The organism is Delftia sp. JD2, from assembly GCF_001682645.1.
In the GTDB taxonomy this organism is placed as follows: domain Bacteria; phylum Pseudomonadota; class Gammaproteobacteria; order Burkholderiales; family Burkholderiaceae_C; genus Comamonas; species Comamonas acidovorans.
Window position 1 is genome coordinate 89,511 of sequence record NZ_LFJT01000011.1, and the last position, 17,690, is coordinate 107,200.

Below are 17,690 nucleotides of genomic sequence, written 5' to 3' on the forward strand. Positions count from 1 at the left end.
CGTATGAGACATTTGCGGCATGCCTCCCAGTTCGCTTGATGCACCCGCTGCACCCGCTGCACCCCTCCCGCCCACCCGCGCCGAAGCCCTGCGCTACTGGCTGAAGCTGGGCTGCATCAGCTTTGGCGGGCCGGCCGGGCAGATCGCCATCATGCATGAGGACCTGGTGGAGCGGCGGCGCTGGATCTCGGAGGGGCGCTTCCTGCATGCGCTCAACTACTGCATGCTGCTGCCCGGCCCCGAGGCCCAGCAGCTTGCCACCTACATCGGCTGGCTGCTGCACCGCACCTGGGGCGGCATCGTGGCCGGCGGGCTGTTCGTGCTGCCTTCGCTGCTGCTGCTCATCGCCCTGTCCTGGATCTATGTGGCCTTCGGCCATGTGCCGGCCGTTGCCGGCATCTTCTATGGCATCAAACCGGCCGTGACGGCGCTGGTGGTGCAGGCGGCCTGGCGCGTGGGCTCGCGCACCCTGCGCAACGGCTGGCTGTGGGGCATTGCCGCGGCGGCCTTCGTGGCCATCTTCGCGTTGAAGCTGCCGTTTCCGCTGATCGTGCTGGCGGCCGGCGCACTGGGCTACCTGGGGGGCAGGCTGGCGCCGCGCCACTTCGCCCCTGCGGGCGGGCACGGCCCGCGCGGGGGCAGCCACGGCCCGGCCGTCATCGACGATGACACGCCCACACCGGCCCATGCACGGTTCCGCTGGCGCTTTTTCAGCCAGGTGCTGGCGGCCAGCCTGGGGCTGTGGGCGCTGTCGCTGGGCCTGCTGGCCGCCACCTTTGGCTGGAAGGGCGCGCTCACCCAGATGGGCTGGTTCTTCACCAAGGCGGCGCTGCTGACCTTTGGCGGCGCCTACGCCGTGCTGCCCTACCTCTACCAGGGCGCCGTGGACCACTACCACTGGCTCACGGCCACGCAGATGATGGACGGGCTGGCCCTGGGCGAGACCACGCCGGGGCCGCTGATCATGGTGGTGTCCTTCGTGGGCTTCCTGGGCGGCTGGAGCACGCAGGTGTTCGGCCCCGATGCGCTGCTGCCTGCCGGCGCCGCCGCCGCCCTGGTCGTGACCTTCTTCACCTTTTTGCCGTCCTTTGCCTTCATCCTGCTGGGCGGCCCCTTCATCGAGTCCACCCATGGCAGGCTGGGCTTCACCGCGCCGCTGACGGGCATCACGGCCGCCGTGGTGGGCGTCATCGCCAACCTGGCCGTGTTCTTTGCCTGGCACGTGCTGTGGCCCCAGGGATGGGCGGGTCCCTTCGACTGGCCGTCCGCACTGCTGGGCCTGGCAGCGGCGGCCGCGCTGCTGCGCTGGAAGGTGGGCGTGATCCCCGTGGTGGTCGGCGCGGGGCTGGCCGGCCTGGCGATCACGCTGGCGCGCCAGGGCGTGTAGAGACCACCCGCCACGGCCCGCCTGGGACTGTGGCCGTGGCCGGAGCAATCAACGGTCTTTTGGCAAGCTGAGGCAAGAATCGTTAGCACAGTGCCGCCGCCGCCGGCAACCACATCCATACGCGGCATGGGTGGTCCATAGAAGACCTCTTCTCTCTTTCACCACAAGCATTCATTGCTATCAAAACAAGAGTAATGCGTGGCATGCTACACACAATTAAAAAGAAAAAGCAATCATTCTCATTGCCATTCTAAAATCCGCACCCGCCATGACAGGCTGCGCCGCTGGCCCCAGGCCGGCAGCAGCGCCGACGCACCCAGAGCACGCCCCACGGCACAGGTTTCCCAGCTCTCGACCATTGACCATGCTTATCCAAAGACTCTCGCGCACGGCAGTTGCGCATGCCGCCCTGCTTGCCCTGTGCGGCGCCGCCCACGCGCAGGCCCAGCCTGAAAATGCTCCCGAGGCCACGCTCGCCCCGGTCACCGTGAACGCAGGCAACGAGAAGGAAAATCCCACCGGAGCCGTGGTGGGCTTCACCGCAAAGCGCGCCATCTCGGCCACCAAGACCGACACGCCGCTGATCGAGACGCCCCAGGCCATCAGCGTGGTCACGCGCGACCAGTTCGAGGCGCAGGGCGTGCAGACGCTGCGCCAGACCACGGCCTACAGCGCGGGCGTGGTGTCCAACTACTTTGACAGCCGGGTGGACAGCTTCTCGGCACGCGGCGGCAGCGTGAGCCAGTACCAGGACGGGCTGCTGCGCACCTACGGCACCTACAACACCAGCCGCCCCGACCCCTACACGCTGGAACGCGTGGAGTTCCTGCGCGGCCCCTCTTCCGTGCTCTACGGCCAGGGCAGCGTGGGCGGCGTGCTCAATCTGACCAGCAAGCGCCCGCAGGCCGAGGCGCTGCGCGAGGTTCAGGTGCAGATGGGCAGCTACGGGCGCAAGCAGATCGCCACCGACCTGACCGGCGCCGTCACCGAAGACGGCCAGTGGCTGTACCGGCTGGTGGCCGTGGGCCGGGAAAGCGGCACCCAGGTGGACCATGTGAACGACGACCGCCTGGTGATCGCGCCCAGCCTGACGTGGAGGCCCAGCGCCGATACCTCGCTGACGCTGCAGGCGCTCTACCAGAAGGACAAGAGCGGCTCGCTGATCGGCTTCTTCCCCTGGCAGGGCACGCGCCTGCCCAGCCCCTACGGCCAGATTCCCACCAGCACCTTCATCGGCGAGCCCGGCTGGGACTCGTTCGACACAGAGAACAAATCCTGGGGCTACCTGTTCAGCCACCGCCTGAACGCGGACTGGACCGTGCGCCAGAACCTGCGGCGCACCATCAGCGACGTGGACTACCGCTCCATCTACACCAGCTTCACCGCCATCCCCGGCCAGGGCCGCCCTGCGCGCCCGGTCTTCAACCCCGACAACCGCAGCGTCTACCGCGATGCCTCCTGGCAGGTCAACGGCGGGCGCATGCTGGTGATCGACACGCAGCTCGAAGGCCGGCTGCGCTGGGGCACGGCCGAGCACACCGTGCTGGCCGGCATGGATGCGCAGCGCAACAGCACCAGCCAGTCCACCTGGCGCGGCCTGACCGCGCCGTTTGACGTCTACAACCCCGTCTACGGCAATTTCACGCCGCCCACGGCTTCGCAGCTGGTGCGCCAGCCGGGCGTGTCGCAAAAGCAATTGGGCTTCTACGCCCAGGACCAGATCAAGTGGGGCCGCTGGACCGCCACCCTGGGCCTGCGCCACGACAGCGCCCAGACCGATACCGAAGGCCGGCCCGCCTCCGCCGTGGACGAGAAGGCCTGGACCAAGCGCGCAGGCGCCACCTACCAGATGGACGGTGGCTGGGCGCCCTACCTGGGCTACTCCGAGTCCTTCCAGCCGCTGGGCGGCGTGAACGTCTACGGCACGCCCTACAAGGCCCAGCGCGGCGAGCAATGGGAAGCCGGCGTGAAATGGCAGCCGCCGGGCCAGGGCCTGTCGGCCTTTGCCGCCGTCTACACGCTGCGCGAGAAGAACCGCAAGACCACCGACCCGGCCAACCCGCTCAACAGCCTGCAGATCGGCGAGGTCAAGGTCAACGGCTTCGAGGCCGAGCTCACCGCCAGCCTGGCCCGCCACTGGGACGCCACCCTGGCCTATGCGTACACCGACGCCGTCATTTCGCGCAGCAATGGCGGCGACCAGGGCCAGCGTGTGACCAGCGTGCCGCGCCACACGGCATCGGCCTGGCTGACCCACCGCTTTGCCAGCGAAGGACGCGGCGGCTGGAGCCTGGGCGCCGGCGTGCGCTACACGGGTTCGCAGTGGACGGGCACCAGCCTGGTGGACACGCCTTCGGCCACCCTGCTGGACGCCATGGTGTCCTATGACGCCGGCCCATGGCGCCTGGCCTTCAACGTGGTCAACCTGACCGACAAGGTGCAGATCACGCAGTGCCTGGCACGCGGCGACTGCTTCTACGGCCAGCGGCGCACCTTTGCGGTGACGGGAACGCACCGCTTCTGAGGACCGCCGCCGCGCGCCTTTCACAGCGCAGGCAGCTCAGGCAGGCAGCTGCCTGAAGCTCCTTCGGTCCGCCGTGCTGCCAAACGATGCGCAGCCCGACAGCACGGCGGGCGAAGGCGCGGTGGTCGACAGCGCCTCGCTGCACAGCCGGGGCAGTTGGCTGTGCTCGTCTTCCAGGGCCTGTGTCTGGATCATGGGGGCCATGGCCACCACGTTGCCGAAGATGGTGGCAAAGGCCACGTCCGCCGCGTCACGGCCCGTGCCAAAGCGCATGAAGCCCATGGGAATGGCCGTGCCCGATGCATCGAACAGATACCACCTGTCGCCCAGGTAGGCTTCCACGTAGGCATGGAAATCGGGCGGGCCCAGTGCAGGGTCGGCGCCGTAGTCCGTGCCGGTGGCGATGCGGGCGGGAATGTTCAGCGCACGGCACAGCGCGATCATCAGGTGCGTGAAATCGCGGCACACGCCCACCTGCTCCACCAGGGTATCGACGGCCGAGGTGGACGAGTTGCTGGTGGCCGAAGCGAAGGTCACCAGCTCCTGCACCCACTGCTGTATGGCCAGCACGCGCGAATAGCCCGGCGCCAGTTGGCCGAAATTGCGGAAGGCCAGCTGCATCAGCCGGTCGGACTGGCAGTAGCGGCTGGGGTAGATGTACGGCAGGACCTCCAGCGGGATGCAGCGCACCGGAACCTCGCCCAGCGCCGCCGGATCCTCGCGGTGGTGCGCGATGCAGACGGTGGCCGTGTAGGTCAGGTGCAGCGGGCCTGGGTTGGCATGCAGGCGCATGAAGCGGGTGGAGGTGGCGGGCTCGGTGGCAATGTCGGGCTCCACGGGCTGGCTGAGCACCAGTTGCTCGTTCTCCACCGTCTGGTGCGAGGTGTGGGCCGCATGGATGTTGAACACGAAATCGGCCCCGGCCGGATCGCGGATGTCATAAGCAAGATCCACCTGGATCTGCAGCCGGATCGCTGCGTTGGCCATTGGTTGTCCCTGGTTGGTGTGTCTGATCGGCACCATGGTGCGGGCAGCCACGCCCGCAGGCCGTAGGCCCCTGCTGAAAAGCCTGTAGTGCTTGGCAGGGACAGCGCGTGCGCCGGGCGGGAGGCCCGCCTGGGGTGCAAACTCGGCTAACATCGGCGCCGCCCCGCATGGCGCAATGCCTGTGGCGGGGGCATCCACCAGCCAGGAACAGCCAAGGAGACCGCTAGATGGCGGAGATCATCGAGATATCGCGGGCGGCGCTGCACGAGCAGGTGGCGGACCGTTTGAGGTCCATGCTCATCGAAGGGCGCATCGCCCCGGGCGCCAAGCTCAACGAGCGCGAGCTGTGCGAGCAGCTGGGCGTCTCGCGCACGCCGCTGCGCGAGGCCATCAAGCTGCTGGCCGCCGAAGGCCTGGCCGACCTGCTGCCCAACCGCGGCGCCATTGCCGTCAAGCTGAGCGAGGCCGATGTCATGCACGCCTTCGAGGTGCTGGCCGGCATCGAGGGCCTGTCGGGCGAACTGGCCGCGCAGCGCATCACCGACCAGGAATTCGCCGAGATCCGCGCCCTGCACTACGAGATGATGGCCAGCGTGGCGCGCGCCGACGTGTCTGCCTACTACCGGCTCAACGCCGCCATCCACGCGGCGCTGAACAGCGCCGCCAAGAACCCCGTGCTGACGGAGACCTTCCAGCGCATCAACAACCGCGTGCAGTCCCTGCGCTTTCGCACCAACCTGGACACGGCCAAGTGGAAGCAGGCCGTCAAGGAGCACGAGGCCATGATCGAGGCCCTGGGCGCACGCGACGCCACGGCCCTGCGCGAGCTGCTGGTCACCCACCTGCACCACAAGCGCGATGCCGTGCTGGCCATGCTGCGTGCCGAGGCCCTGCAGCCGCGCAAGTCGCGCTGAAGCCCAGGGCCGCTACCGCTGCGGCGCGGCCCCCAGCGCCGCAATCCCCGCCCGCGCCACCTCCGCATCCTCGGCCGGCTTCACCCCGCTGACGCCCACGGAGCCCAGGCAGTGGCCCTCCCTGGTGATGGGCACGCCGCCTTCCAGCAGGCCCTGCAGCGCGGGCACGCTCAGGTAGGCGGTGCGGCCACCATTGATCATTTCCTCATAGAGCCGGCTTTCCTTGCGGCCCAGTGCTGCGGCGTGGGCCTTGGCCGGCGCGATGTGGGCCGAGGCCGGTGCCGCGCCGTCCAGGCGCTGCAGCCACAGCAGGTGGCCGCCGTCATCGGCGATGGCGATGCTGACGGCCCAGCCGCGCGCCGTGGCATGCGCCTCGGCGGCCTGGGCGATGGCCTTGATGTCCTGGAGATCCAGGCAGGGCTTGTGCTTCATGGGGGTGCCTTGTTGTGCGGGAGGGAGGATGGCGGTCAGCGGGCAGTCAGCGGGCGTCCAGCAGGCTTTCCAGCAGCCGCGCCACATGCACGGCTTCGCGCGCCGCGCCGTCGGCGATCTGATGGCGGCAGCTGGTGCCGTCGGCCACGACGATGGCCTCGGGGCGCTGGCGGATGGCCGGCAGCAGGGCCGCCTCGGCCATGTCCATGGAGACCTGGTGGTGGCTGGCCTCGTAGCCGAAGCTGCCGGCCATGCCGCAGCAGGAGCTTTCGATGAGCTCGGGCTGGGCGCCGGGAATCAGCCGCAGCACGTCGAGGATGGGGCTGACGGCGCCGAAGGCCTTCTGGTGGCAATGGCCGTGCACGAGGATGGGCGCCTCGGCGGCGCGCAGCGGCAGCGCAAAGCGGCCGGCCTTCACTTCACGGGCAATGAATTCCTCGAACAGCAGGGCCTGGGCGGCAACGGCCTGCGCAGGCTCGCCCAGGCCCATGACCAGGGCTTCGTCGCGCAGGGTCAGCAGGCAGGAGGGCTCCAGGCCGACGATGGGGATGCCGGCGCGGGCCAGGGGCGCCAGGGCGTTGATCAGCGCACCGGCGCTGGCCTTGGCCTGCTCGACCATGCCGGTGGCCAGGTAGGTGCGGCCGCAGCAGTGGTGGCCGCCGCCCTCTTTGGCGGACTTGCTGGCGGTGTGCAGCGCATATCCGGCCGCCTGCAGCACGCGCGCGGCGGCCAGGGCGTTTTCGCTTTCGAAGGTGCCGTTGAAGGTGTCCACGAAGAGCACGGCCACGCGCTCGCCGGCCGCCGCGCGGGCCAGGGCCTGGTCGCGGTCAAGAAAGGTATGTGCTTCGGGCGCGCGCCAGAAGGTGTCGCTGCGCCAGGCCGGCAGCGAGCGCCTGGCGGACAGGCCCAGCAATTTTTCGCCCAGTTGGCGCAGCACGGGCAGGCGGTTGCGCAGGTTCAGCAGCCAGGGCATGCGGCTGGCCGTGGCGGCGTAGCGCGGCAGATGGGCGACCAGCCGGTCCTTGAGCGTGTGGCCATGGCGGGCCTTGTAGTGGGCCAGGAATTCCACCTTCATGCGGGCCATGTCCACGCCTGTGGGGCAGTCGCGCCTGCAGCCCTTGCAGCCCACGCACAGGTCCATGGTGTCGTGCATGGCCTCGCTGGTAAAGGCGTCAGGCCCCAGCTGGCCCGAGATGGCCAGGCGCAGGGTGTTGGCGCGGCCCCGCGTCAGGTGCTGCTCGTCGCGCGTGACGCGGTAGCTGGGGCACATGGTGCCGGCGTCGAACTTGCGGCAGTGGCCGTTGTTGTTGCACATCTCCACGGCCTTGGCAAAGCCGCCCGTGACGTCGCCGCCGGTGCCGGGCGCCGTGGTGACTTCGGTGACCGGGTCGGCCTGCACGTTCCAGGCCGACCAGTCGAGCACGGGCGTGATGGGAATGCGCCGGTAGGGCCGGGGGGTGTCGGCGGGCGCGAAGCGGAACAGCCGGCCATCGTCCATCTTCGGCGTATCGATGATCTTGCCGGGGTTGAAGAGGCTGTCCGGGTCGAAGTGCTGCTTGATGGCGCGCAGAGCCTCGGTGATGGCGGGCCCGAACTGCCAGGCAATCCACTCGCCGCGGCACAGCCCGTCGCCGTGCTCGCCGCTGAAGGCGCCCTTGTATTTGCGCACCAGTTCGGCCGCTTCCTCGGCAATGGCGCGCATGCGCACCACGCCGTCGGTGCGCATGTCCAGGATGGGCCGCACATGCAGCGTGCCCACGGAGGCATGGGCGTACCAGGTGCCCCGGCTGCCGTGGCGCGCGAACACTTCGGTGAGCGCGTCGGTGTACTCGGCCAGGTGCTGCAGCGGCACGGCGCAGTCCTCGATGAAGCTCACGGGCTTGCCGTCGCCCTTGAGGCTCATCATGATGTTCAGCCCCGCCTTGCGCACTTCCCAGAGGTTTTTCTGGGCCGCTTCCTCGGGCATTTCCACCACGCTGCCGGGCAGGCCCAGCTCGCCCATCAGCTCCACCAGCTGGCGCAGCCGCGCCAGCAGCGCGGCGCGGTCGTCGCCGGCGAATTCCACCAGCAAGATGGCGGCCGGGCGGCCGATGAGCGCGGTCTCTATGGTGGGCTTGAAGGCCGGGTTGGCCAGGCCCAGCTCGATCATGGTGCGGTCCACCAGCTCCACGGCCGTGGGGCCCAGCTTCACGATGTGCTGGGCCGAGTCCATGGCCGCGTGGAAGGTGGGAAAGTTCACCACGCCCAGCACCTTGGCACGTGGCAGCGCGCTGAGCTGCAGGGTGAGCGAGCGCGTGTAGGCCAGCGTGCCCTCGGCGCCTATCAGCAGATGGGCCAGGTTGACGCTGCCGTCGGCCGTGTAGGGCCGCTCGCTCTGGTTGTCGAAGATGTCGAGGTTGTAGCCCGCCACGCGGCGCATGACCTTGGGCCAGTGCGCGTGGATTTCCGCCCGGTGCTGTTGCGCCAGCCCGTGCACGAACTGTGCAATGCGCGCCGCGCGGCCCGTGGCCTGGGCGACGGGGCCGAAGTCCAGCAGCTCGCCATCGGCCATCCAGGCGCGGGCGCCGCGCACGTTGTGGACCATGTTGCCGTAGGCAATGGAGCGCGAGCCACAGGAATTGTTGCCCGCCATGCCGCCCAGCGTGGCCTGGGCGCTGGTCGATACGTCCACCGGATACCACAGGCCGAGCTTCTTGAGCCGGGCGTTGAGGTGGTCCAGCACCAGGCCGGGCTCGACCTCGGCAATGCCTGCATCAGGGTCCACCGAGAGGATGTTGCGCAAATGCTTGCTGTTGTCGATCACCAGGGCCGCGCCCGTGGTCTGCCCGCACTGGCTGGTGCCGCCGCCGCGCGGCAGCACGGGCACCTTCAGCTCGCGGGCGATCTGCAGGGCCGTGGCGATGTCCTGCTCGCAGGTGGGCACAAAGACACCTACCGGCATGATCTGGTAGATGGAGGCATCGGTGGCATAGCGCCCGCGCGAGGCCGCGTCAAACAGGACCTGGCCGCGCGTGTCCGAGCGCAGGCGGCGCGCCAGCATCTGGCTGACCTCGTTGGGCGGCTGCATCGTGCCGGGAGCGGGCACGGTGTCGTCGGGGGAAGCGGCAAGGCGGTGCGTGGATTCCATCAGCATGGCGGCTCTCATTCGTTCATGGTTCGTGGGTAGATCTGGCCTGCCTTGAGCAGGGCGATGACGGTGTCGCGCTTGTGCTCCAGGTGGGCCACCAGCACCTGGCGCAGCGCGGCGGCGTCGCGCGCCTGCAGCGCCTCCAGCATGCGTTCGTGCTCCTGGACGGCACGCTTCCACTTGGCCGCGTCCTGGTTGGTGCGAAAGCGCAGCGACTGCACGCGGGCGTTGATGCGGCCATAGGTCTCGGCCAGCACGGGGTTGGCGGCGGCGCGGTTGATGGCCGAGTGGATCAGCGCATTGAGCCGGTAGTAGCCGGACAGGTCCTGGCGCGCATGGCTGGCCAGCATCTCGAAGTGCAGGGCCCGCACCTCGGCCAGCTGCTGCTCGCTGATGCGCTGCGCGGCCAGCTCGCCCGACATGCCCTCCAGCCCCGCCAGCACCTCGAAGGTCTGCAGCACATCGGCCTCGCCCAGGCGCACGGCCACGGCGCCGCGGTTGGGCACCAGGTCCACCAGCCCTTCGGAGGCCAGCAGCTTGATGGCCTCGCGCAGCGGCGTGCGCGAAACGCGCAACTGCTCGCACAGCGCGCGCTCGTTGAGCTTGGCACCGGGCGGTATGCGCCCCTCCACCAGCCAGGTGCGCAGCCGAGCCGCCACCTGGTCATGCAGGGCAAGCCGCGAAATCTCGATGATCTCCGCCATGGACTCTCCTGGTCGAATGAATTTTGCATTCATTTTTACGCAAGCATTTCTCAAGGCATTCATGGTTATCACCAAGGCATTTATGAATTTTGAATGCAAAAATTCGCAAACATCCTCCCCCGCAGACCGACCTGGCATTTCCTTGAAAGGGACGCACCATGCTCACGCTCGACAACCATCCCACGGGCCGCCACTTCCTCCAGATCCCCGGCCCCAGCCCGGTTCCCGACCGCATCCTGCGGGCCATGAGCCTGCCCACCATCGACCACCGGGGGCCGGAGTTCGGCCAGCTCGGTTTGAAGGTGCTGGCTGGCATCCAGCAGGTCTTCAAGACCCGGCATCCGGTGGTGATCTACCCGGCCTCCGGCACGGGCGCCTGGGAGGCGGCCCTGATCAACACGCTCAGCCCTGGCGACCATGTGCTGATGTTCGAGACCGGCCACTTCGCCTCGCTGTGGCAGAAGATGGCCACGCGCCTGGGCCTGTCCACCGAGTTCCTGTCCTATGGCGGCTCCGACGAGCACCTGCCCCAGGCGCCGGGCTGGCGCCATGGCGTGCAGGCCGGGCTGATCGAGGCGCGGCTGCGCAAAGACACGGAGCGCCGGATCCGCGCCGTATGCGTGGTGCACAACGAGACCTCCACGGGCGTGACCTCGGACATCGCCGCCGTGCGCCGCGCCATCGACGCGGCGGGCCACCCGGCCCTGCTGCTGGTGGACACCATCTCGGGCCTGGCCAGTGCCGACTACCGCCATGACGAATGGGGCGTGGACGTGACCATCAGCGGCTCGCAAAAGGGCCTGATGCTGCCGCCCGGCATCAGCTTCAACGCGCTGTCGCCACGTGCACTGGAGGCCGCCAAAAGCGCGAAGCTGCCCAAGTCGTTCTGGGCCTGGGACGAGATGGTGGAGATGAACCAGACCGGCTACTGGCCCTACACGCCCAACACCAACCTGCTGTACGCCCTGTCCGAATCGCTGGACATGCTGCTGGCCGAAGGGCTGGATACGGTGTTTGCGCGCCACCAGCGCTGGGCGGCCGGCGTGCGCGCCGCCGTCCAGGCCTGGGGCCTGCCCATCCAGTGCGCCGATCCGCAGGTCTACTCGCCCGTGCTCACCGGCGTGATCACGCCCGAAGGCGTGGATGCCGACGCCCTGCGTCGCCTGATCCACACGCGCTTCGACCTGTCGCTGGGCGCGGGCCTGGGCAAGCTCAAGGGCCGCATGTTCCGCATGGGCCACCTGGGCGACAGCAACGACCTCACGCTGCTGGCCATGGTGGCGGGCGTGGAGATGGGCCTGAAGCTGTCCGGCATCCGTCTGGCCGGCAGCGGCGTGCAGGCGTCCATGGACTACTTCGCTGCCCACGCCGCAGCCGGTGCGCTGCGCAAGGCCGCCTGAACCCATCGGCCCCGCGCCGAAACCCCTTGGCAGAGCCGGAGCACATGGCTCGCCCCCTTGATCGTGGATTGCACCAATACCAGGAAATAACAGGAGACAAGAGACATGACATCGCCCCGCAACCGCCTGGCGGCAACTGCCGTCGCCACCCTCGCCGCCACCGCCCTCTGCGCCCTCTCAGCCCCTGCCGCCTGGGCGCAGTGGAAGCCCGCCAAGTCCGTCGAACTCGTCGTGCCGTTCTCGGCCGGTGGCGCCTCGGACCAGATGGCGCGCGTGATCCAGGCCATCGTCACCAAACACAAGCTGATCGAGCAGCCCGTGGTCATCCTCAACAAGGCCGGCGCCTCCGGCGCCGAGGGCATTCTGGATGTCAAGGCCTCGGCGCGCGACCCGCACAAGCTGCTGGTGGCCTCCACGGCCATCTTCACCCTGCCCATGGCCACGGCCCTGCCCTTCCAGTGGCGCGACCTGAATCCCGTGGCCATGATTGCCCAGGACCAGTTCGTGCTCTGGGTCAATGCCGAGACCGGCTACCAGACGCCTGCCGACTACCTGGCCGCAGCGCGGCAGGCCGGCGGCAAGTTCAAGATGGGCGGCACCAGTTCCAAGCGCGAGGACCAGATCATCACGGCCAACATGGAACAGGCCGCCGGCGTGAAGTTCACCTACATCCCCTACAAGGGCGGCGGCGAGGCCAGCACGCAGCTGGTGGGCAAGCACATCGACTCCAACGTCAACAACCCCAGCGAGTCCATGGCGCAGTGGCGCGCGGGCCAGGTGCGGGCGCTGTGCGTGTTCGACACGCAGCGCATCGAGTACACGGCCAAGGTCACGGGCAGCCAGGCGCTGTCGGACATCCCCACCTGCAGGGAGCAGGGCCTGGATGTGCAATACACCATGCTGCGCGGCTTCTTCCTGCCGCCCGGCACCACGCCCGAGCAGGCGCAGTTCTATGCGGGCGTGATGCACAAGGTGGTGGCCACGCCCGAATGGAAGGAGTACCTGGAGAAAAACGCGCTCAAGCCCGAGTACATGACGGGGCAGGCCTTCGTGGACTTCCTGGCCAAGGACGAGACGCGCCACCTCGACATCATGAAGAAGGCCGGTTTCCTGTCGGCCAGCGTGGCCGCCGCCGCCAAGTGAGGAGCCGCGCCATGGACACCGCCATCCACCTTGCCCCGCCCTCCTCCAATGCAGCGGCAGCAGCAGCAGCAGCCCCGGCCCAGCCCGCCAGCGCGGCCACCGAATCCATCCCCGCCACCGAAGCCCAGGCCCCCGGCCTGTCACGCCGCCATGTGGAGTACGGCGTGGCCGCCGTGCTGCTGGCGCTGGCCGTGCTCGTGGTCTGGGACAACCAGCGCATTGGCGCAGGCTGGAGCGACACCGGCCCGCAGGCCGGCTACTTCCCGCTGCGCGTGGGCGCCGTGCTGGGCATCTGCGCCATCGCCGTCTTCGTGCAGGCGCTGCGCAACCGCAGCCAGGAGCAGTTCGCCAGCTGGCTGCAGCTCAGGCGCGTGGCGCAGGTGCTACTGCCGCTGACGGCCTACATCGCCGTGATCGCGCCGCTGGGCATCTACGCGGCCTCGGTGCTGTTCATCACGGGCTTCATGGTGTTTGCGGGCCGCTATCCCTGGTGGAAGGCCGTGGCGCTGTCGAGCTTCACCAGCGTGCTGCTGTTCTACGTCTTCGAGATCCAGTTCAAGGTGCCCCTGCCCAAGGGTCCGCTTGAAGCCTGGCTCGGCTATTGACCCCTGTCGCCGCCACGGAGCAACACCATGGACGAACTCCAATACCTCGCGCACGGCTTCGCGGCCGTCACCACCTGGCAGAACACGGGGCTGATGCTCACGGGCATCCTGCTGGGCATCGTGGTCGGCGTGCTGCCGGGCCTGGGCGGCCCCAACGGCGTGGCCATCCTGCTGCCGCTGACCTTCGGCATGTCGCCCACCTCGGCCATCATCCTGCTGTCTTGCATCTACTGGGGGGCGCTGTTCGGCGGCGCCATCACCTCGGTGCTGTTCAACATCCCGGGCGAGGCCTGGTCGGTGGCCACCACCTTCGACGGCTATCCCATGGCCCAGCAGGGCCACGCCGGGGCGGCGCTGACCACGGCCTTCACGGGCTCGTTCATCGGCGCCATCTCGGGCGTGATGCTGATCACCTTCCTGGCGCCGGTCGTGGCCTCGTTCGCGCTGCAGTTCGGGCCGCCGGAGTTCTTTGCGGTCTTCTTCCTGACGTTCTGCTCCTTCATCGGCATGGGCAAGGAGCCCAAGGCCAAGATCGTGGCCGCCATGGCCGTGGGCCTGCTGCTGGCGGCCGTGGGCATGGACACCATCTCGGGCGACCTGCGCATGACCTTCGGCTCAACGGAGTTGCTGCGCGGCTTTGATTTCCTGGTGGTGGTGATCGGCCTGTTCGGCATCAGCGAGATCCTGATGACCATCGAGGAAGGCCTGGCCTTCAAGGGCAAGAAGGCCTCCATCGACCTCAAGGTGGTGTTCAGGACCTGGGCCCAGCTGCCGCGCTACTGGCTGACCATGCTGCGCTCGGCCCTGGTGGGCTGCTGGATGGGCGTGACGCCGGGCGGCGCCGTGGCGGCCAGCTTCATGGGCTACGGGCTGGCCAAGAAGTTCTCGCGCGACCCTGACAGCTTCGGCAAGGGCAACCCCGAAGGCGTGCTCGCCCCCGAGACCGCCGCCCACGCGGCCGGCACCTCGGCCCTGCTGCCCATGCTGGCCCTGGGCATTCCAGGCTCGGCCACGGCGGCCGTGCTGCTGGGCGGGCTGATGATCTGGGGGCTGCAGCCCGGCCCGCTGCTGTTCACCGAGCAAAAGGACTTCGTCTGGGGCCTGATCGCCAGCATGTACCTGGGCAACATCGCCGGCCTGGTCATCGTCATGGCCACCGTGCCGCTGTTCGCGGCCATCCTGCGCGTGCCGTTTTCCATCGTCGCGCCCATGATCCTCATGGTCTGCGCCATCGGCGCCTTCACCGTGCACGGCAACGCCACGGACATCTGGCTCATGCTGGTCTTCGGCGTGGTCGGCTACGTGTTCAAGAAGCTGGACTATCCGCTGGCGCCCATGGTCCTGGCCATCGTGCTGGGCGACCGCATGGAAGACGCCTTCCGCCAGAGCATGCTCTCCAGCCAGGGCGAGCTGGGCATCTTCTGGCACAACGGCCTGTCGGGCACCATCACCACGCTGGCCCTGCTGATGCTGGTGTGGCCGCTGCTGGGCAGGCTGCGGGCGATGGCGTTCGGGGCCGGAACAAAAGCTGTTGAGGCCTGAGGGCGCGGACTACTGGGGAGGGACTTCGCAATGCCCTGCATGCGGCAGTACTTGCGACATCCATCTCCACGGCAACCTAATGATCCATAAGGAAAAAAACCGGATCTTCCGGCTTCCTTTGCGAGATTAGTTGCGAGGTTGACAGCAAAGCTTCCAGGCCGCAACCCTTCGTTTCCTGGGTTCGTCTCACCCATGCTTTCGCTTCGGCCTGGAGTTTGGGGTTCGCGGCACTTTCATTACCCCAATAGGTCAGCAACTACCGCATTTCGCACAGGCAGATGGCCCTCGCTCCCTAATCCCTGTACCGCTTCTTGCGAAACGCCAGCCAGGCGGCGATGACGGTGAAGGCGATCACGATGGACACCACGATCCAGAAGCCGTGCTCGTGCTCTGCCAGGGGTATGCCGCCCACGTTCATGCCGAACAGGCCGGCCAGGATGTTGATGGGCAGGGCCAGCACGGTGACCACGGTCAGCACGAAGAGGCTGTTGCTGTTGTCCTCGTTCACGGCGGCGGCCACTTCTTCCTGCAGCAGCTTTATGCGGTCCTGCAGGGTCTGCATGTCGCGCAGCATGAGCGAGAACTCCTCGCTGGCGGCGGCCAGGCCGCGGCGGTCGTCCTCGCCCATCCAGGCGGGGGGCTGCTGCAGCAGGCGGAACAGCGCGGCCGGCTCGGGCGCCAGCAGGCGCTGCAGGCGCACCAGCAGCCGGCGCAGCCGGCCCAGGTGGGCGCGCGGATGGTGGTAGCGCTGCGCGATGATGGCGTCTTCGATGTCGTCCACGCGCGCCGTGGTCTCGCGCACCACCTTGACCAGCACGTCGGCCTGGGTGCGCATCAGGTGTTCCAGCAGCTCGGCCGTGCTGGCGGGGCTGTCGCCCTGGCGCACCCCGGCACGCAGCGCATCGACCGAGCGCAGCGGCTGGGTGCGCGCGGTGACGACCAGGCGCTCGTCCAGGCAGATCCACAGCGTGGCGATGTCGGCCGACTCGAAGTTGAACTCGAAATTCACATCGTTGAGCACGGCGACCAGGGAGTCATCGGAGCGCTCGATGCGCGTGGAGGCCAGGCCCTCGCGCAGCGTGGTGTAGAAGACTTCGGGCAGCGCGGCGTGGCGCTGCAGCCAGCGCAGGGACTGGGTATTGGCCAGGTTGAAGTGCAGCCACAGGAAGTCGCGCCGGCCCGGCTCGGTGAGCGGACGCTCTGCACCCAGCCACTGCGCGGCCGACTGTGCCGTCATGGCCTCCACACGCCGCTGCGTGTCGCAGAAAAACCGCCAGCCGCAGATCAGGCCTGCGTCTTCATTGGCCTGGGCCAGGGGGGAGGCTGCGTCAGTCATGGATGGGTGGGGCACCTGCGGGGAGTGGCCTGCGCGGGCCGGACAAGTGCGGGATTCTTGGCCGCCTCCATGACAGAGGTGTGACAACTGTCACGGAGTCGTCATCCGGGGGTCTGCCCCCCCCAGTCGGGGGTGCGGGGCAGGCCTCAGCACATCACGACGTTCTCCAGCGTGAACGAGAACGGCGTGGACCCGGCGCCCGCACCGCCGCCTCGCATCACGATGTCGGCGCGCGAGATGCCCAGCAGGGAGATCTCGGTGTTGATGTCACCCAGGATGGCCGAGTTCATGACCTGGCCCTGCTCGATCTGCGAGACCACGCCGATCCAGATGGTGGGCTTGAATTCGAACACGGCCTTTTGCTGGGGGGCAATCGCGGTCTTGACGGCCAGCAGCCGGCCGTCCTTGTAGCAACTGGCATTGATGGCGCCCCGGGGCAGCGAGTTGAGCACCTGCACTTCGTTGGAGCTTGCGCCATAGCCTGCGGGCGCCAGGCGATCGCCGCTGCTGCTCAGGGACAGCTGGAACTGCTGGCCGAACTGCGCCTCCAGCTGGGGCGTGTGGTTGCCATAGCTGTCGCTGGCACCGACCTGCAGGCCCAGCGGGAAGGTGAACGGGTGGTTGTCGCCCTGGCCGCAGTACTTGATGACCCGCCAGGCCACGGCCAGCTCCTCGAAATCGCTGGCCACGTTTTTCTGGAAGATGACGATCTGCGAGTTGTTTGCGTCGTTCGATTGATTGACGAAGTTGAGTTGAACGCCCATGCATCTCTCCCTGATGGATCAAAAAAGCGCTGCGGCGCTTTCTGCTGCCCCGCCGTGCGTGCGCAAGCGCACTGTAGGGAACAACGATCCTTCAGAAAATTACGCCTGATTACATCCCGCTCCCTCCACCGGGAACGGCCCAGACCCGCCCGCCGCCCACGGCAAAGCACTGGAGGCCAGGACCGGCCGGCAGGCTGGCCATGCCCGTGAACAGACCGAAGGCCGGCAGCAGGGTGAAGCCGGCATGGACGGCAAAGCACGGCAGGCGCAGCGCATCTCGCCCCGGGCCGCGCAGCACGACGGCGGGGTGGACATGGCCGGCCAGCACATGGCAGGCAGGAGCCTCCTGGGGGTAATGGCAGCCCGCGAATGGCCCCAGGCGCCAGGGTTCGTCCACCACGCCGATGCCCAGCGCGGACGGGGGGTCGCCCGCATGGCTGTCGTGGTTGCCACGCACCAGGACCACCTCCAGCGCCGCGTGGCGGAGTCGCCAGTCGGCCAGGGCGGCCAGCACGGACGGCGTGCGGGCCTGCGCGGCATGCAGGAAGTCGCCCAGAACGACCAGCCGGCGCACCGGCAGGCCCTGCAGCAGCGCCGACAGCCTGTCCAGGTTGCCCTGGGTGGTGCCGGCCGGCACGGGAATGCCGCGCGCGCGGAAGGTGGCGGCCTTGCCCAGGTGCAGGTCGGCAATGAACAGCGTGCCCTGGGCAGGCCACCACAGAGCGTGCTGGGCCAGCAGGTGGACGGGCTCGCCCGCCAGGAGGATGCCCAGGCTGCCGGCCAGGGCGTCGGGGGAAAAAGGACTTGGCAACGGTGCGTGGCCTT

Annotated in this window: 14 protein-coding genes; 7 read left to right on the forward strand and 7 right to left on the reverse strand. The window is 68.4% G+C overall.

The window, feature by feature from the left end:
* Positions 1 to 19: 19 nt before the first annotated feature.
* Both chrA and ACM14_RS08600 read left to right on the forward strand, forming a co-directional pair.
* Entirely contained in the window at positions 20 to 1,387 is a 1,368-nt protein-coding gene (gene chrA, locus ACM14_RS08595; protein ID WP_065345923.1) for a chromate efflux transporter, read from the forward strand.
* 364 nt (positions 1,388 to 1,751) lie between these two features.
* On the forward strand, positions 1,752 to 3,911 hold the full coding sequence (locus ACM14_RS08600; RefSeq protein WP_065345924.1) for a TonB-dependent siderophore receptor: 2,160 nt from the start codon (positions 1,752 to 1,754) through the stop codon (positions 3,909 to 3,911).
* 36 nt (positions 3,912 to 3,947) lie between these two features.
* Here ACM14_RS08600 and ACM14_RS08605 read toward each other — a convergent pair whose 3' ends face one another.
* The gene (locus ACM14_RS08605) at positions 3,948 to 4,898 is read right to left on the reverse strand and encodes a transglutaminase family protein (protein WP_065345925.1); all 951 of its coding nucleotides are present in this window, start codon (positions 4,896 to 4,898) and stop codon (positions 3,948 to 3,950) included.
* Between the two features lie 227 nt (positions 4,899 to 5,125).
* Between ACM14_RS08605 and ACM14_RS08610 the strand changes: the two genes are divergently transcribed.
* A complete protein-coding gene (locus tag ACM14_RS08610; protein ID WP_013802958.1) occupies positions 5,126 to 5,812 on the forward strand; it encodes a GntR family transcriptional regulator in 687 nt (228 codons plus the stop codon).
* A 12-nt stretch (positions 5,813 to 5,824) separates the two neighbouring features.
* Here ACM14_RS08610 and ACM14_RS08615 read toward each other — a convergent pair whose 3' ends face one another.
* Genes ACM14_RS08615 through ACM14_RS08625 form a run of 3 tightly spaced genes read right to left on the reverse strand, consistent with a single transcriptional unit; the run spans position 5,825 to position 10,075 of the window.
* Positions 5,825 to 6,244, reverse strand: coding sequence for a heme-binding protein (locus ACM14_RS08615; protein WP_065345926.1), 420 nt, complete (start codon positions 6,242 to 6,244; stop codon positions 5,825 to 5,827).
* A gap of 46 nt (positions 6,245 to 6,290) precedes the next feature.
* The gene (locus tag ACM14_RS08620) at positions 6,291 to 9,377 is read right to left on the reverse strand and encodes an FAD-binding and (Fe-S)-binding domain-containing protein (protein WP_065345927.1); all 3,087 of its coding nucleotides are present in this window, start codon (positions 9,375 to 9,377) and stop codon (positions 6,291 to 6,293) included.
* An 8-nt stretch (positions 9,378 to 9,385) separates the two neighbouring features.
* Positions 9,386 to 10,075: a GntR family transcriptional regulator gene (locus ACM14_RS08625; protein ID WP_012204897.1), complete on the reverse strand. Its 690-nt coding sequence runs from the start codon at positions 10,073 to 10,075 to the stop codon at positions 9,386 to 9,388.
* A gap of 158 nt (positions 10,076 to 10,233) precedes the next feature.
* Here ACM14_RS08625 and ACM14_RS08630 point away from each other — a divergent pair, with 158 nt between their 5' ends.
* The 4 genes from ACM14_RS08630 to ACM14_RS08645 all read left to right on the forward strand — a co-directional run bounded on the left by ACM14_RS08630 (position 10,234) and on the right by ACM14_RS08645 (position 14,765).
* Positions 10,234 to 11,475 (forward strand): alanine--glyoxylate aminotransferase family protein, encoded by a 1,242-nt coding sequence (locus ACM14_RS08630; protein WP_065345928.1) that lies wholly within the window; start codon positions 10,234 to 10,236, stop codon positions 11,473 to 11,475.
* A 105-nt stretch (positions 11,476 to 11,580) separates the two neighbouring features.
* Positions 11,581 to 12,618 (forward strand): tripartite tricarboxylate transporter substrate binding protein, encoded by a 1,038-nt coding sequence (locus ACM14_RS08635; RefSeq protein WP_034392278.1) that lies wholly within the window; start codon positions 11,581 to 11,583, stop codon positions 12,616 to 12,618.
* Positions 12,619 to 12,629: 11 nt separating this feature from the next.
* Positions 12,630 to 13,223: a tripartite tricarboxylate transporter TctB family protein gene (locus ACM14_RS08640; RefSeq protein WP_084027335.1), complete on the forward strand. Its 594-nt coding sequence runs from the start codon at positions 12,630 to 12,632 to the stop codon at positions 13,221 to 13,223.
* 27 nt (positions 13,224 to 13,250) lie between these two features.
* A complete protein-coding gene (locus tag ACM14_RS08645; protein ID WP_065345929.1) occupies positions 13,251 to 14,765 on the forward strand; it encodes a tripartite tricarboxylate transporter permease in 1,515 nt (504 codons plus the stop codon).
* Positions 14,766 to 15,057: 292 nt separating this feature from the next.
* Here ACM14_RS08645 and ACM14_RS08650 read toward each other — a convergent pair whose 3' ends face one another.
* From ACM14_RS08650 to pdeM, 3 genes are all read right to left on the reverse strand, one after another.
* Positions 15,058 to 16,101, reverse strand: coding sequence for a transporter (locus ACM14_RS08650; RefSeq protein WP_012204892.1), 1,044 nt, complete (start codon positions 16,099 to 16,101; stop codon positions 15,058 to 15,060).
* A gap of 146 nt (positions 16,102 to 16,247) precedes the next feature.
* Positions 16,248 to 16,865, reverse strand: a complete 618-nt coding sequence (locus ACM14_RS08655; protein WP_013802965.1) for a hypothetical protein — start codon at positions 16,863 to 16,865, stop codon at positions 16,248 to 16,250.
* A gap of 109 nt (positions 16,866 to 16,974) precedes the next feature.
* The gene (gene pdeM, locus ACM14_RS08660) at positions 16,975 to 17,676 is read right to left on the reverse strand and encodes a ligase-associated DNA damage response endonuclease PdeM (RefSeq protein WP_084027336.1); all 702 of its coding nucleotides are present in this window, start codon (positions 17,674 to 17,676) and stop codon (positions 16,975 to 16,977) included.
* Positions 17,677 to 17,690: the final 14 nt, after the last annotated feature.